Origin of the sequence: Kitasatospora sp. NPDC087271 (genome assembly GCF_044744605.1) — a bacterium.
Lineage (GTDB): Bacteria > Actinomycetota > Actinomycetes > Streptomycetales > Streptomycetaceae > Kitasatospora.
Genome location: NZ_JBIUYQ010000007.1, coordinates 327,066 through 341,745, shown reverse-complemented (window position 1 = coordinate 341,745; position 14,680 = coordinate 327,066). Strand labels below are relative to the sequence as shown.

General features: G+C 74.6%; 13 protein-coding genes. 6 read left to right on the top strand and 7 right to left on the bottom strand.

From position 1 onward, the window contains the following. Positions 1 to 33: 33 nt before the first annotated feature. The 4 genes from ACIO9K_RS15455 to ACIO9K_RS15440 all read right to left on the bottom strand — a co-directional run bounded on the left by ACIO9K_RS15455 (position 34) and on the right by ACIO9K_RS15440 (position 3,073). Positions 34 to 1,290, bottom strand: coding sequence for an MFS transporter (locus ACIO9K_RS15455; RefSeq protein ID WP_400330077.1), 1,257 nt, complete (start codon positions 1,288 to 1,290; stop codon positions 34 to 36). Beyond that, positions 1,287 to 1,448: a hypothetical protein gene (locus tag ACIO9K_RS15450; protein ID WP_400330074.1), complete on the bottom strand. Its 162-nt coding sequence runs from the start codon at positions 1,446 to 1,448 to the stop codon at positions 1,287 to 1,289. Before ACIO9K_RS15450 ends, ACIO9K_RS15455 begins: the two co-directional genes overlap by 4 nt. A gap of 319 nt (positions 1,449 to 1,767) precedes the next feature. Next, entirely contained in the window at positions 1,768 to 2,376 is a 609-nt protein-coding gene (locus ACIO9K_RS15445; RefSeq protein WP_363579895.1) for a cytochrome b/b6 domain-containing protein, read from the bottom strand. Next, a complete protein-coding gene (locus ACIO9K_RS15440; RefSeq protein ID WP_400330071.1) occupies positions 2,360 to 3,073 on the bottom strand; it encodes a molybdopterin-dependent oxidoreductase in 714 nt (237 codons plus the stop codon). Before ACIO9K_RS15440 ends, ACIO9K_RS15445 begins: the two co-directional genes overlap by 17 nt. Positions 3,074 to 3,337: 264 nt before the next feature. Here ACIO9K_RS15440 and ACIO9K_RS15435 point away from each other — a divergent pair, with 264 nt between their 5' ends. The 3 genes from ACIO9K_RS15435 to ACIO9K_RS15425 all read left to right on the top strand — a co-directional run bounded on the left by ACIO9K_RS15435 (position 3,338) and on the right by ACIO9K_RS15425 (position 7,839). Next, positions 3,338 to 3,811: a hypothetical protein gene (locus ACIO9K_RS15435; RefSeq protein WP_363618449.1), complete on the top strand. Its 474-nt coding sequence runs from the start codon at positions 3,338 to 3,340 to the stop codon at positions 3,809 to 3,811. 311 nt (positions 3,812 to 4,122) lie between these two features. After that, complete coding sequence (locus tag ACIO9K_RS15430; protein ID WP_400330068.1) at positions 4,123 to 5,349, top strand: glycosyltransferase; 1,227 nt, start codon at positions 4,123 to 4,125, stop codon at positions 5,347 to 5,349. Positions 5,350 to 5,439: 90 nt separating this feature from the next. Further along, entirely contained in the window at positions 5,440 to 7,839 is a 2,400-nt protein-coding gene (locus ACIO9K_RS15425; protein WP_400330065.1) for a HelD family protein, read from the top strand. Here ACIO9K_RS15425 and ACIO9K_RS15420 read toward each other — a convergent pair. Continuing rightward, entirely contained in the window at positions 7,760 to 9,175 is a 1,416-nt protein-coding gene (locus ACIO9K_RS15420; protein ID WP_400330062.1) for a glycosyltransferase 87 family protein, read from the bottom strand. The two genes, ACIO9K_RS15425 and ACIO9K_RS15420, sit on opposite strands and share 80 nt — an antisense overlap. Positions 9,176 to 9,288: 113 nt before the next feature. Between ACIO9K_RS15420 and ACIO9K_RS15415 the strand changes: the two genes are divergently transcribed. After that, complete coding sequence (locus tag ACIO9K_RS15415; protein ID WP_400330059.1) at positions 9,289 to 10,392, top strand: molybdopterin-dependent oxidoreductase; 1,104 nt, start codon at positions 9,289 to 9,291, stop codon at positions 10,390 to 10,392. After that, positions 10,392 to 10,814 carry a hypothetical protein gene (locus tag ACIO9K_RS15410; protein ID WP_363579888.1) on the top strand — a complete coding sequence of 141 codons (423 nt, stop codon included), beginning with the start codon at positions 10,392 to 10,394 and terminating at the stop codon, positions 10,812 to 10,814. Before ACIO9K_RS15415 ends, ACIO9K_RS15410 begins: the two co-directional genes overlap by 1 nt. Here ACIO9K_RS15410 and ACIO9K_RS15405 read toward each other — a convergent pair. Then, entirely contained in the window at positions 10,789 to 11,640 is an 852-nt protein-coding gene (locus ACIO9K_RS15405) for an S-methyl-5'-thioadenosine phosphorylase (RefSeq protein ID WP_363618437.1), read from the bottom strand. The two genes, ACIO9K_RS15410 and ACIO9K_RS15405, sit on opposite strands and share 26 nt — an antisense overlap. A gap of 243 nt (positions 11,641 to 11,883) precedes the next feature. Between ACIO9K_RS15405 and ACIO9K_RS15400 the strand changes: the two genes are divergently transcribed. Continuing rightward, positions 11,884 to 12,522 carry a transglycosylase family protein gene (locus tag ACIO9K_RS15400; RefSeq protein ID WP_400330054.1) on the top strand — a complete coding sequence of 213 codons (639 nt, stop codon included), beginning with the start codon at positions 11,884 to 11,886 and terminating at the stop codon, positions 12,520 to 12,522. A gap of 76 nt (positions 12,523 to 12,598) precedes the next feature. Here the strand turns inward: ACIO9K_RS15400 and ACIO9K_RS15395 are convergent, their stop codons facing one another. Continuing rightward, a complete protein-coding gene (locus ACIO9K_RS15395; RefSeq protein ID WP_363618433.1) occupies positions 12,599 to 14,602 on the bottom strand; it encodes an amino acid transporter in 2,004 nt (667 codons plus the stop codon). Between the last annotated feature and the right edge of the window lie 78 nt (positions 14,603 to 14,680).

Genomic DNA, 14,680 nt, shown 5'->3' with positions numbered 1-14,680 from the left:
TCCGGCTGCCATCAGGACGGGCCCCGCAGCCCCTCAGCGGGCCCGCCCACCTGCCCGTTCCGCCGCCGCGCCCACCGACGCCGGCTCCGACGCCGACGCCGACTCCAGGCCCGGCGGCGGGGCGGACTCGTCCGTCGGCAGCACCCGGTCACGCAGCCGCAGTCCGCAGGCCAGGGCGACCAGCAGCACCCCGAGCACCGATCCCAGTACGGTGCGCAGCCCGTACGCGTCGGCGATCCGGCCGAGCAGCGGGGCGGCCAGCCCGCCCACCGACATCGCCAGGCCCAGGGTCAGTCCGCTGGCGGTGCCGGGCCGGTTGGGCAGGTAGTCCTGGGCCAGGGTCACCTGGGCGGCGAACGGCAGGAACATCGCCAACCCGAACGCGACGGTGGCGAGTTCGGCCACCGCGAAGGTGGGGGCGAAGGCCACGCCGGCCAGGGCGGGGGCGGCCAGCAGGTAGCCCAGCCGGATCGGGAGGAGCCGCCCGTACCGGTCGCCCAGCCGCCCGCCGAGCAGGGTGCCCGCCGCACCGGCCAGGGTGAGGGAGGTGAGGGCCACCGCCCCCGCGCCCGTCGAGGTGTGCAGGTCGCGCTGGAGGTGCAGGGCGAGCATCGAGGTCACCGTGACGTAGGGCACCGACCAGCAGACCGTGGCGACCACCAGCCGGCCGAAGGCCCGCCAGTCGTCGCGCTGTCCGCTCCCGGCCGCGCCGCCCGTCACCAGCGGCGGCGCGGGGGTGTGGCCCCGGCGGCGCAGCCACGGGCCCTGGGCCGCCCACAGTGCGCCCATCACCACCGCGGGGACGGCGAGCAGCCAGCTGCCGGCCAGGCCGAGCGAGCCGACCACGAGCGTCACCAGGGCCGGCGCCAGCGAGGCACCGAGTGTGCCGCCGACGGAGAACAGGCTCATCGCCTGCTGGGACTGGCCGCCCGCCGCTCTGGCCTGGTTGGTGGCGGGCGGGTGGTAGGCGGCGACGCCGATCCCGGCGAGGGCCACGCAGAGCCAGGTGAGCAGGTAGCTGTCGGCGAGTCCGGCGCAGCCGAGGCCCCCGGCGGCGGTCAGGAAGCCGGCCGGGACGAGCCAGCCGCGGTGGCGGCGGTCGACGAGCAGGCCGAAGAGCGGCTGGACCACGCTGGACAGGCCGGTGGCGGCCAGCGCGATCCCCGAGACGGCGGTGTAGCTGTAGTGCCGCTCGGACATCAGGAAGGGCAGCAGTGCCGGGACGGCGCCCTGGTAGAGGTCGTTGACGACGTGGGTGCCGGTCAGGAAGGCCAGCTGGCCGCGCTTCACGTGGTTCCTCCCTCGACCCGGAACGCGAGGCCCTGGAACGCGAGGCCCCGGTGTGCGGCGTCCCGGTGTGCGGCGTCCCGGTCGAGCACCGGCTGCGGGGTGTCCTCGGCGGCGGCCGGCCGGGCCTCGGCCAGGGTCAGTTCATGGAGTTCTGTCACGGTCACTTCCAAGTCCTCAGGTTCTCAGGTCCTCTGAGGAGTTAGCTTAGAGTGCTGGTCAGAGCTAAAGCAAGGCACGCCTAACCTGGACGTCGGCTACCCGCGGAGCCGGAGGGCCGCCCGCGATCGACAGGGCGGCGAGGAGATTGGCGCCGGGGTCCAAGGAGCCTTGCAGGATGCCGGTCGTGCACCACGCGTGCGGCTGTCGCCCAACCGCCTCTTGGCCCCACGGTCAGGGGTGCCCCGGCGGCACCCTTCGAGGCGTCCCGGCCGAGCCTGCCACACGCCCCGGGCCACGACAAGACGTCCGACCGGCCGCCTACTCCCGGCCCACCGGCCGCCACTGCGGGTGCTCGCGCTCGGCCCACCGGCGCTCCACCAGCCCGGTCCGCATCCCGAGCCGCGCCTGCGGATCCCGCCAGGCCATCCGGACGTGTCCGACCACCACCACGGCGATGGCGGCGGCCAGCCAGTCGTGGACGAAGGTCGCCCCGGTCCGCCAGGAGGGCGGGGCGAGGCGGGGCAGCCACATCAGCAGCCCGGTGCCGACGATCACCAGCATCGAGCCGAGCGTCCACTGCGCGTAGAGCTTCTGCCCGGCGTTGAACTTGCCCGCCGGCCGGTGCGGGGCGCGGCGCCGGACGGCGCGCAGCCAGTCCCAGTCCGCCGGGGTGAAGCGGCTCAGCCGGGCGGCGTCCGCGCGCAGCGCCCGCGAGGCGAGCCCGAGCAGCAGCGGCACCGGCAGCGCGAGGCCGCACCACACGTGCACCGTCACCACCAGCCGCCGGTTGCCGACCAGTTCGGCGAGCGGAGCGAGGTAGAGGCAGGCCGCCGTGGCCAGGCAGACGCCGGTCAGCGCGGCGGTCGTCCGGTGCACCCAGCGCTCGGCCCGGGTGAAGCGCAGCAGGAGTTCAGCCGGTGGGCGCATCGTCACGTCCGTTCGACCGGCCGACCCAGGCGTCGACGTCGTACCCGTCGCGCTCCCAGTAGCCCGGCTCCACCGAGCCGGTCACGGTGATCCCGGAGAGCCACTTGGCGGACTTGTAGAAGTACATCGGCGCGACGTACAGCCGCACCGGGCCGCCGTGGGTGTGGGAGATCGGGCCGTCCTGCATCCGCAGCGCGACCAGCACGTCGTCCCGTCGGGCCTGCGCCAGCGTCAGGCTCTCGGTGTACGCGCCGTCGAAGCAGCTGAACCGGACGGCCCCGGCCCCCGGCCGCACGCCCGCGGCGTCCAGCAGGTGCGCGAGCGGCACCCCCTCGAACGGGGTGTCCGGCACCCGCCACCCGGTCACGCACTGCACGTCCCGCACGAGCCGCCGCTGCGGCATCGCCCGCAGGTCCGGCAGGCGGAACGTCGCGGGCCGCTCGACCATCCCGTCGACGCTGAGCGTGTAGTCCGCCACGCCCCGCTCCGGGACGGACGACACCACCGAGTAGTACCGGAATCCGTTGTTGCCCGGCAGCAGCCCGCTCAGCCCGCTCGGGTCCCGCTCGGCCAACCCCGACTCGGCCCGTTGCAGGTACGGCCCCGCCGCCACCCCGACGGCCCCGAGCCCGAGCAGTCCGAGCACCACCCGCCGCCCCACCGGGGCGCCCCTGCCCTCTTCGCCTGTTCTGTCCACGCCCCCGATTGCACCAGCCCGAGGCCGGCCGGCGCGAGGCCCGGCACCGGTCCGTCAGCCTTTCGTCATCTCCGCCCGCAGGCTCCACGGCCGAGCGGTCGAGTGTCCGAGCGGTGGGAGATCGTTTTCCAGTCAAGTTCGACGATCTTTCGAACCCCGTATTCCCCCGGCTCCGGCCACGCCACTACGGTGCCACGCATCCCCGCTGTTCCCCCCTCCCCGGCCGGCCGCGACCGCCGGGGCTACCGATCGGACCGGTGCGCCGTGACCAGAATCCTCCGTCGACTGTGGACCCACGCGGGAAGAGCGGCGGCCGTCGTCGCCCTCCTCGCCGCCGCCCTCACCGGCACGGCGGCCGGAACCGCCACCGCCGCCGCCCCGGCCACCCCCGCGGCAACCGCCTCGGTGGGCGGCTGGACCTGCCCCGGAACGCCCGTCCCGGACGGCTACGTCATCACCATGTTCAACTCCAGCGGCTGCAACAACCACGGCGCCTGGTTCCAGGCACCCGCCCAGAACCGCCTGTGGACCTGCTCCGGCTCGCCGATCGTCTCCGGCTACGTCCTGACCAACTACAACCCCCAGGGGTGCAGCGGCGTCGGCGCCTGGTTCCACGAACTGGTCCGCAACGGCATCTGGACCTGCCCCTACTCGCCGATCCCGGCCGGCTACCGCAGCACCAGCTACGACGCCCGCGGCTGCAACGGCCTCGGCGCCTGGCTCACCATCAAGGCCTGACCCACACCCGGCGGGGCCCGACCGGAACTCCGGTCGGGCCCCGCCGGCGTCGTCGCGTCGTCATTCCGGGCGAAGAGCGCATCGCGCGCCGAACACTCCGCACACGCAGCACATGCGGCACGTGCCGCACACACCGTCTCACCAGTAGAAAAGAAGTCCGCCCGCAGCGGGCGAGAAAAAAGGCACGGGAGGAAAAACCACTCCCGGCCACTTCCAACTTATAGCGTACGGGGGGCCTTGCGGCAAGGCCCTGGTCGTGCCGCACAATCGTCGACCTGAACCGGAATCCGCGGAAATTTGGGGTCGCGAAAATGCGTGTGCTGTTGTCGACGTACGGGTCCCGCGGGGATGTCGAACCGCTGGTGGGGCTCGCGGCGCGGCTGCGGGAGTCCGGCGCGCAGGTGCGGGTGTGTGCGCCGCCGGACGAGGACTTCGCGCAGCGGTTGGCCCACATCGACGTGCCGCTGGTGCCGGTCGGTCCGTCGGCGCGGGCGCTGACGGTGGCGGCGCCGCCGCCGTCGTCCCTGCCGGAGCGCGCGGCCGCGGTGATCGCCGGGCAGTTGGAGGCGGTCACGGCGGCGGCCGAGGGCTGCGACGTGCTGGTGGCCACCGGCATGCTGCCGGCTGCGGCAGGCGCGCTGTCGGTGGCCGAGAAGCTGGGCATCCGCTCCGTGTCGGTGACCTTCCAGCAGCTCACCCTGCCCTCGCCGGGCCGCCCGCCGCTGGCGTACCCGGGCCGGCCGTTCCCGCCGGAGGTGACCGACAACCGGGTGCTGTGGGGCCTGGACGCCGAGAGCGTCAACGCGCTGTTCGGCGCGGCGCTCAACACCAACCGGGCGTCGATCGGCCTGCCGCCGGTGGACGACGTCCGCGACTACGTCATCGGCGACCGGCCGTGGCTGGCGACCGACCCGGTCCTGGACCCGTGGCAGGAGCCCGCCGACCTGGACGTCGTGCAGACCGGCGCGTGGATCCTGCCGGACCGGCGCCCGCTGCCGGCCGGGTTGGAGGCCTTCCTGGCCGACGGCGCACCGCCGGTGTACGTGGGCTTCGGCAGCATACCGACGCTCGCCTCCCAGGACGCCACCCAGGTGGCCGTCGAGGCGGTCCGCGCGCAGGGCCGTCGCGCGGTCGTGGCCCGCGGCTGGGCCGGCCCCGGACACGCCCTGGCCCCGATCGACGACCGGGACGACTGCTTCGTCGTCGGCGAGGTCAACCAGCAGGCGCTGTTCGGCCGGGTGGCCGCCGTCGTGCACCACGGCGGGGCGGGCACCACGACGACGGCCACCCGGGCCGGCTCGCCCCAGGTCGTGGTCCCGCAGACCGCGGACCAGCCGTACTGGGCCGGCCGGGTGGCCCGGCTGGGCATCGGCGTCGCACTCGACGGGCCGACCCCGACCACCGAGTCCCTGTCGGCCGCGCTCAGGACGGCCCTCGCCCCCGAGACCCGGGTGTGGGCGACCGCCGTGGCCACCATGATCCGCACCGACGGCGCGGCGCTGGCCGCACAACTGCTGCTCGACGCGGCCGGCCGCTGAGGCGTGCCGGATAATTCCCCCCGCCGCCACCCCCGATTTCCCGGCCGACCGCCCGAGGAATCGAAGAGCTCAGAACACCTGGAGCCAGGTTTGTCCCCCATCTCGTCCTCCTCGTCCTCCTCATCCGAATCCTTCTCGCCCGAATCCTCCTCACCCGAACCGAATTCACCCGCCGACGACTGGCGGACCGGCGAACTGCGGGCGGAGAACGCGTACGTCGGCAGGCTGTACGAGCGCCTCGAAGCCCAGCGCGCGCTCGCGGCCGCCCGGCTGCGCGAGGTCCACCTCCAGGACAAGGGCGGGACGATCCAGGCCCTCCTGGAGCGCGACACCATGGAGATCCACCACACCCGGCGGCTGGCGGCGCTGCACGCCGCCGAGTACGGACTGTGCTTCGGCCGCATCGACGACGCCGACGGCGAGCGGCAGTACATCGGCCGGATCGCCCTGTCGGACGACGACCACGAGCCGCTGCTCACCGACTGGCGGGCGGCGGCCGCGGAGCCGTTCTACCGGGCGACGCCCGCCGCACCGGGCGGTGTGGTGGCGCGACGGCACCTGCGGACCAAGGGCCGGACCGTCGTCGACTTCGACGACGACGCCTTCGGCGTGGGCGCCCACGCGGGCCGCGGCAACGCCGAGCTCAGCGGGGAGGGCGCCCTGCTCGCCTCGCTGACGGCGGCCCGGACGGGGCGGATGGGCGACATCGTCTCCACCATCCAGGCCGAGCAGGACCGCGTCATCCGCGACGCGCTCGGCGGCGTCCTGGTCGTGCAGGGCGGCCCGGGCACCGGCAAGACCGTCGTCGCCCTGCACCGCGCCGCGTACCTGCTCTACACCCACCGCGACCGGCTGGCCAAGCACGGCGTGCTGGTCATCGGGCCGAACACGACGTTCCTGCGCTACATCGACGAGGTGCTTCCCGCGCTCGGCGAGAGCGAGGTCGTGCTGAGCAGCATCGGCACGCTCTACCCGGGGGTGACGGGGACCGGCACCGAGACGCCCGAGGCGGCCGCCGTCAAGGGCGACGCCCGGATGGCGCAGGTCCTCGCCGCCGCGCTGGAGGGCCTGCGGCAGCTGCCCGAGGAGTCGTGGACCATCACCGTGGGCCGGACCTCGCCCTACAACCTCCAGCTCCGGATCGGCCGGGCGCTCTGCGAGCGGGCCCACGCCGCCGCGCACCGGAGCGGCAGGCCGCACAACGCGGCCCGGGCCGACCTGGTGGAGCGGCTCTCCTCGGAGCTGGCCCTGCGGATCGCCCGGGACCAGGGCGGGGAGATGGACCTGGACGCCGTGGCGGACCTCGCCGACGCGCTCGTCGACGAGCCCGAGTTCCAGGCCGTGGCCCAGAAGCTGTGGCCGCTGCTGAACCCGGAGCAGGTGCTCACGAGCCTGTTCGGCTCCCCGGAGCTGCTGGCGAGCGCGATGCCGGACTTCACCGAGGCCGAACGCGCCGCGCTGCTGCGCGAACTGCCCGGCCCGGAACGGGAGTCCGCCGCCGAGGCCGCCTCGACCGCTGCGACCGCCCGGACCACCTGGACCACCTGGACCACCGACGACGTACCGCTGCTCGACGAGGCCGCCGAACTGCTCGGCCCGCTTCCGGGCGCCGCCGTCGCCCGCCGGGCCGAGGCCGCCGCCGAGGCGGCGGAGCTGGAGTTCGCCAAGATCGTCCTCGACGACTTCGGCGTGGGGCTGGTCGAGATGGACGCGAAGATGCTGGCCCGCCAGTACCGCGGTGAGGAGTCGCTCCGGCCGCTGGCCGAGCGCGCGGCCGAGGACCGGACCTGGGGCTACGGGCACGTGATCGTGGACGAGGCCCAGGAGCTGTCCCCGATGGCCTGGCGGATGCTGGCCCGCCGCTGCCCCGGCCGTTCCATGACGATCGTCGGCGACCTGGCGCAGACCGGCGCGCCGGCCGGGCTGAGCTCCTGGGGCCAGGCCCTCGACACGTACACGGCGGGGCGCTGGCGCACGGTGGAACTCACCATCAACTACCGCACCCCGGCCGAGATCATGCAGGTCACCGAGGGCGTCCTGCGGGCGCTCGACCCCTCGCTCGCCGCCCCCACCGCGGTGCGCAGCGGCGGAACCCGCCCGTGGAGCCTGCGGATCCCCGCGGACGACCGGGCGGCGGCGCTGCGCGGCGCCGTCGAGCGGGAGCTCGCGGCGCTGGACGGCGGCCGGCTGGCGGTCATCCACGCCCCGGACGCCCCGGCCGAACTGCTCGGCGGGATCGCCGGGTTGGCAGGAATCTGCGTCAACGACGGTCCGGCGTCGCTGGATTCGCCGGCCGTCCTGCTGACGGCCGCCCAGTCCAAGGGTCTTGAGTTCGACGCCGTCCTGGTCGTGGAGCCCGCAGAGATCCTCGCGGCGCACGCCCACGGCGTGAACGACCTCTACGTCGCCCTCACCCGGGCGACGAAGTCCCTCGGGGTGCTGCACAGCCGGGACCTGCCGGAGATGCTCCAGGGCCTGGAGCCCCGCTGAGGACGGCGGCCGTTCTCCCGCGCCGCCGGGCGCCGACCGCGACGCACACCAACGCGGCGCCGTAGGCGGCCTGTTGGGCCTCGACCCCGCCCGTCAGATAGAGGTACTGCCCGGCGGCGGGGACGGCGAGCCACTCCCAGCGGCCGGTGAGGCCGACCAGGGCCACCACCAGCAGGCCGTACCAGGGGTAGGCGGGCGCGGCGAGGAGCAGGGCCGTGCCGGTGACGAACAGGGCGCCGTCCCAGGGGCGGGCGGGGTCGCCGTGCCGGAGCACCCACAGGGCGACGGCGGCCAGGACCGCCCCGGCGGCCCACGGCAGCAGGGTGTCCGGCAGGAGGAGGGCGAGCAGGCCGAAGCGGTCGAGGTGCCCCTGCTCGTACCCCTCCTCCTTCAGGTAGCCGGGCAGGTAGCCGAGCACGCCGGTGCCGGAGGCCGCGAGGTAGGGCAGGTAGGCCAGGGCGAACGCGCCGAGCGAGGCGCCCAGGAGCAGGGCGCTCTCGCGCGGGCGTCGGCGGGCCAGTGCGCCCGGCAGGGCCAGTGCGGGGATCAGCTTGACCGCCACGGCCGCGCCGAGCAGCGCGCCGGCCCGCGTCGCCTTCCGCCGGGCCGCGTACCCGAGGCCCACGACCAGCAGCAGCGCCCCGAGGGTGTCCACGTGCGCGTCGTTGACCGACCACACGGCCACGCCGGGGCACCACCCCCACAGCGCGGCCCGCCGGCTGCCCCGTCCGATCACGAGCAGCGCCCCCGTGGTCGCCACCGCGAGCAGGGCGCCGGCGGCCTGCATCCCGCGCACCCCTCCCCCGAAGGGGTGCAGGGCGAGGAACCAGGCCTCCGCGACCGGCGGGTAGATGGTGTGCACGGCGGGCCGGTTGATGCGGGTGCAGTCACCGGCGACGGTGCGCCGCTCGTCCCAGCCGTCGCAGGCGCCGCCGGCCGGCCACAGGTCGGGGGTGCGCAGCCGGGCCAGCGCCGGGTCGTCCGGGGTGTGCGCGTACGGGGAGGTGCCGGCGGCCTGGACGCGGCCGTCCCAGACGTAGCGGTAGGCGTCGTCGCTGGTGCGCGGCGGGGCGAGCAGGCCGACGGCGGCGACGGCGACGCTCCCGGCCAGGACCAGGGGCACGATCTGACGGCCGCCCACCCGGCGCAGCGCCAGCAGGGCGAGCGCGTACAGGGCGGCGTCGACGGCGTACCAGGCGTACAGCGGTGCGCGGTGGCCGAGCGTGCCGCCGCCGGTGACGGTGAGGGCGAGCGCGGCGGTCAGGGCAGCCAGCGCGAGCAGGCAGGGCAGTGCGCGGGCGGGCCGGAGGCGGGTGAGCGGGAGGCGGGTGGGCACCCGCCCACCCTGCCACCGGGCGGCGGCGCGCGACCGCAGCGGCGTGGCTCCGTTCGGATTCCGTAAGCACGTCGTACCGCCGCGAAACCGGGGCCCGGCGGTTCCATGGACGGGTGACTCCGAACCTCCTTCCGCGATTCCGCTCGGCGCTGCACGAGCCGCGCACCGCCGTGGTGCTCGGCCGCTGGCTGGGCTCCGCGCTGCTGGTGTGCTTCCTGACCGGGCTGGTCAGCCACGCCCTCCAGGACCCGCCCGGCTGGCTGACGCCGTATCTGTTGAGCCGCCCGGTGAACGGCTACCGGGTGACCCAGGGGCTGCACGTGATCAGCGGCCTGGCGGCCGTCCCGTTGCTGGGGGCGAAGCTGTGGACGGTCTACCCTCAGCTGTTCGCATGGCCGCCGGTGCGCGGCGCGGCGCACGCGCTGGAACGGCTGGGGATCTTCGTGCTGGTCGCGGCGATGCTGCTGGAGCTGTTCACCGGGCTGTTCGACACCCTGCAGTGGTATCCGTGGCCGTTCCCGTTCCGCCAGACGCACTTCTGGCTGGCCTGGCTGGCCACCGGCGGCCTGTTCGTCCACCTCGCGGCCAAGGGCCCGGTGATCGGACGGCACTGGCGCCGCCCGGCGGCCGGGCTGCCGCAGCGGCGGGCGTTCCTCGCCGCCGTGACGGCCGCGGCCGGTGTGGTCACACTCACCACGGCCGGGCAGACCGTCCCCTTCCTGCGCCGGCTGGTCCTGCTGGCCCCGCGCCGCCCCGACCTGGGCCCGCAGGGGCTGCCGGTCAACCGGACCGCCGCGCAGGCCGGGACGGTCACCGTGCCGGCCGACTGGCGGCTCCGGGTGGACGGCCCGCAGCCGTACCGGCTCTCCCTCGTCGAGCTGAACCAACTCCCGCAGTACGAGGTCGAGTTGCCGATCTCCTGCGTGGAGGGGTGGAGCTTCTCGGCGCGCTGGACCGGGGTGCGGGTGGCCGATCTGCTGGTCCGGGCGGGGGCCCCGGCCGGCTCGGGTCTGCTGATCACCTCGCTGGAGGCGGACGGCCCGTACCGCGAGATGCGGATGCCCGCCGAGTACGCCGTCGACCCGCTCACCCTGCTCGCCCTGCGGATCAACGGCGAGGTGCTGACGGCGGACCACGGCTTCCCGGCGCGGATCATCGCGCCCAACCGGCCGGGGGTCCTGCAGACCAAGTGGGTCGCGCGCCTGGAGGTGATCTGATGCCCCGGTGGCTGCGCGCGGTACTGCTGCTCGGCGGCCTCGCCCTGATCGGCTTCGGCCTGTCGGGCCTGCTCACCGACTCCTACATCACCGCCCCGCTCGACGTGCTGGTCTGGGCGGTGGGCGGGGTGCTGCTGCACGACGGGCTGTGGGTGCCGCTGCTCTGCCTGGTCGGCGCGCGACTGGCGCGCGACTGGGCGTTGCGCGGCTGGCTGGTCGTCGCGGCGGCGGTGAGCGCGATCGGGCTGCCGGCGGTGCTGCGGGACGGCGAGAACCACGGCAACTCCTCCCTCCTGCCGCTGCCGTACCTGCGCAACTGGCTGCTGGTGCTGGCCGCCACCGCCGGGCCGGTGCTGCTGTTCGCACTCGTCCGGTGGTGGCGGCGGCGCCCGCGGGTCAGACGCCCGGCAGACCCGTCGTGAGCCCGTCCAGGGCGTGCGAGCAGACGCAGTCCCGGGCGACGGGCAGGCTCTCCAGCGCCTTGAACAGCACCGTGCGCAGCCGGTCGACGTTTCCGGCGAAGACCTCCAGCACCTCGGCATGGGTGACGCCCTCGCCGCTCTCCACGCCCGCGTCGAGGTCGGTGACCAGCGCCAACGAGGTGTAGCAGAGGCCGAGTTCGCGGGCGAGGACGGCCTCCGGGTGGCCGGTCATGCCGACCACCGACCAGCCGTTCGCGGTGAACCAGCGGGACTCGGCGCGGGTGGAGAAGCGCGGGCCCTCGATCACCACCAGGGTGCCGCCGTCCACCGGCTCCCAGGCCGCGTCCCGGGCGGCGTCCAGGGCGGCGCGCCGCCCGTCCGGGCAGTACGGGTCGGCCATCGAGACGTGCACCACCTCGGGCACCGCCCCGCCGGGCAGCGGCAGGCCGTCGTAGTAGGTCTGCACCCGGCCGGAGGTGCGGTCGACGAACTGGTCGGGCACCAGCAGCGTGCCGGGCCCGTACTCCGGGCGCAGCCCGCCGACGGCGCACGGTGCGAGCACCTGGCGCACGCCCAGGGAGTGCAGCGCCCACAGGTTGGCCCGGTAGTCGATCCGGTGCGGCGGCAGGCCGTGGCCGCGCCCGTGCCGGGGGAGGAAGGCGACCCGGCGGCCGGCCACCTCGCCCAGGAACAGCGCGTCGCTGGGCGGCCCGTACGGCGTGTCGACGCGCAGTTCGGTCACGTCGTCGAGCAGCGCGTAGAGCCCTGAGCCGCCGATCACGCCCAGTTCGGCGCGCGGAGCACCGGTTCCCTGATCGATCGTCATCGTTCGTACCCTTCCTCGGGGAGGCGTCCCGGCCACTCTAGGGTCCACGCGGCGGCACGGGTCCTTACGGTTCCGGGACGGCGGGCGGGGCCGGATGGCCGCGGGCCGACGGGGTGGTCCGGGGCGGCCGAGCGGGTGACCTGCCGGACGTGTCGGCGGCGACGCGCCCCACCCGGCGTGCGTCGGTGGGTGTGCGCCGCCTCCGGGCGGTGCGCGCCCTGTTCCCGAAGCTGAGAGCCGCCGATGCCTCCCACCGTTCGTCTTCGCCGCCTCGTCCCCGCCGCCCTGTGCGTGCTCGCCGTGGCCCTCACCGCTCCCGCGGCCCAGGCCGCTCCCCCGGGCCGCGGCCCGGGCACCGACCCCGGCCGGGGGTACGACGGAGGGAGGTACGACTGGGAGAGCGTGGCGGCCTGCGAGAGCAGCGGCAACTGGCACGTCAACAGCGGCAACGGCTACTTCGGCGGCCTCCAGTTCGACACCCCCACCTGGCGCGACAACGGCGGCCTCGCCTACGCCCCGCGCGCCGACCTCGCCAGCCGCGAGGAGCAGATCGCGGTGGCCCAGCACCTCGCCGGGCGGCGCGGCCTCTCCCCCTGGCCCGCCTGCGGCGCCCGCGCCACCCGCGGCCACGACCGCGAGCGCGACGCCGCCCTTCCCCCGCCGCCCGCACCCGCGCCCGCACCCGCACCCGCCGCTGACGGCGCCGGCGCCGAGGCCGGCGACGGCGGGTGGACGGTCCGCGAGGGCGACACCCTGGGCGACATCGCCGAGACCCTGCGCGTGCCCGGCGGCTGGCCGGCCCTCTACGCGCTCAACCGCGCCGCCATCGGCGACGACCCGGACCTCATCCAGCCGGGCACCGCGCTGCGCCTGCCGTCCTGAACCCGGCTCCCGCACAGCAGTCGGCCCGCCCGGTCGCACAGGACCGGGCGGGCCGACGACGTCGTGCGGCGGAGCGTCAGCCGACGTGGACGCGCGGGCGGCGGCTGCGGTCGGGTTCGGCCTCGCGCAGCACCTCGCGGGTGACCGGGGCCACCTCGCCCTGGCCGAACAGGAAGAACCGCAGGAACTGGGCGAAGGGGTTGCCCTCGGTCCACTCGAAGTAGAGGTGCGGCTGCTGCCCGGTGCGGTCCCGGATGGTGAGGGCCAGCGCGGCGATCGCGTTCGGGATGCTGGAGCTCTCCAGCGTCAGCACCCGGTAGCGGCCGTGCAGCACCTCGCCGCGCACGGTCAGCTCGGTCTCGAAGTCGGAGGCGTCCCGGACGGTCACCTCGACGAAGACCAGGTCGTCCTCACCGGGGATGTCGTTGTCGGCGCGGATCTGGCGGATCTTGTCGCGGTACTCGGCGACGTCGCGGTGGGTCGGCTCGTTGGCGATCAGCCGCAGCGGGCGGTGCGCGTAGTCCCTGACGAAACGTTCCGCCACGTCGTCCAGCACCACGTCGGTGACGCGCAGCTCGAAGGCGCGGCGCAGCCGGGAGAGCAGCGAGACCAGGATGATGCCGGCGATGAAGCAGGCGCCGATCTTCAGGCCGTCCGGCCGCTCCAGGCAGTTCAGCACGGTGGTGTACAGGAAGATCGCCGCGATGATCGCGAAGGCGGTGGTCCAGCCCCGCTGCTTCGCCTTGTACGCGGCGATGGTGACGGCGATGGCCGCCGAACTGATCAGCACCAGCACGCCGGTCGCGTACGCGCCGCCCTGGGCGTCCACGTCGGCGTCGAACAGCCAGGTGACCAGGAAACCGATCAGGGTCAGCACGATCACCATCGGCCGCACCGCACGCGCCCAGTGCGGGGCCATGCCGTAGCGGGGCAGGTAGCGCGGCAGCAGGTTGAGCATGCCCGCCATGGCGGAGGCGCCGGCGAACCAGAGGATGGCGATGGTGGACAGGTCGTAGACGCTGCCGAAGGTGCCGCCCAGGTACTCGTGGGCCAGGTAGGCGAGGGCGCGGCCGTTCGCGTCGCCGCCGGGCTTGAACTGGTCGGCCGGGATCAGCAGGGTGGTGATGAAGCTGGTGGTGATCAGGAAGCAGCTCATGATCACGGCGGCCGTGGTGAGCAGCTTGCGGGTGCCGCGGATCCGGCCGGTGGGCTTCTCCTCGGTGTCGTCCGGGTCGCCCTCGATGTGCGGCATCACGGCGACGCCGGTCTCGAAGCCGGACAGGCCGAGCGCCAGCTTCGGGAAGACCACCAGCGCCACGCCCACCATGATCACCGGGTTGCCGTGCTGGGCGGTCAGCGCAGTGGTCCAGTCCGTGACCACGTGCGGCGCCTCGATGATCTTCCAGATGCCGACGGCCACCACGACCACGTTCAGCGCCAGGTAGACCCCGACCAGGGCCACCGCCAGGCCGATCGCCTCGCTGAAGCCCTTCAGGAACACCGCGCCGAGCAGCGCGACCAGGATCAGCGTGATCAGCACCTGCTTGCCGCCGAGGACGCTGGTCAGGTGCGGGTTCTCCACCAGGTGCGCGCTCGCGTCGGCGGCCGACAGGGTGATCGTGATGAGGAAGTCCGTCGCCGCGAAACCGAGCAGCGCCAGGACGAACAGCTTGCCCTTCCAGAACGACAACAGCCGCTCCAGCATGGCGATCGAGCCCTCACCCCGCGGGCTCTCCTGCGCGACCCGCCGGTAGACCGGCAGCGCGCCCAGCAGGGTGACGACCACCAGCACGATCGTCGCGATCGGCGACAGCACGCCCGCCGCCAGGGCGGCGATGCCCGGCTGGTAGCCGAGCGTGGAGAAGTAGTCCAGGCCGGTCAGGCACATCACCCGCCACCAGCGCTGGCCCTTGTGCGCGCCGGAGTCCCCCGCCTGCGCGCCGCCCTGCGAACCGTCCTGACCGGCCTCCCCGGTGGCCGGCTTGTCCGCCGACACGCCCTCCAGCAGCCAGCCCCGCAACCGTATTCGCGCCGACGACGGTTCCGCCGTCGCCGCCTCCGTCGAACCCGACGAAACCACCTTGCACCTCTTGTTAAAGACCCCGTAAAAGCGCCGTCGGGCGACGGCAGTGCGACAGGCTATGCGACCGGCGTTAAG

Coding starts and splice junctions, on each gene's coding strand:
- ACIO9K_RS15445 (WP_363579895.1), bottom strand. CDS start 2,376: ATGCGCCCACCGGCTGAACTCCTGCTGCGCTTCACCCGGGCCGAGCGC.
- ACIO9K_RS15430 (WP_400330068.1), top strand. CDS start 4,123: ATGCGTGTGCTGTTGTCGACGTACGGGTCCCGCGGGGATGTCGAACCG.
- ACIO9K_RS15410 (WP_363579888.1), top strand. CDS start 10,392: ATGCCCCGGTGGCTGCGCGCGGTACTGCTGCTCGGCGGCCTCGCCCTG.
- ACIO9K_RS15405 (WP_363618437.1), bottom strand. CDS start 11,640: ATGACGATCGATCAGGGAACCGGTGCTCCGCGCGCCGAACTGGGCGTG.
- ACIO9K_RS15400 (WP_400330054.1), top strand. CDS start 11,884: ATGCCTCCCACCGTTCGTCTTCGCCGCCTCGTCCCCGCCGCCCTGTGC.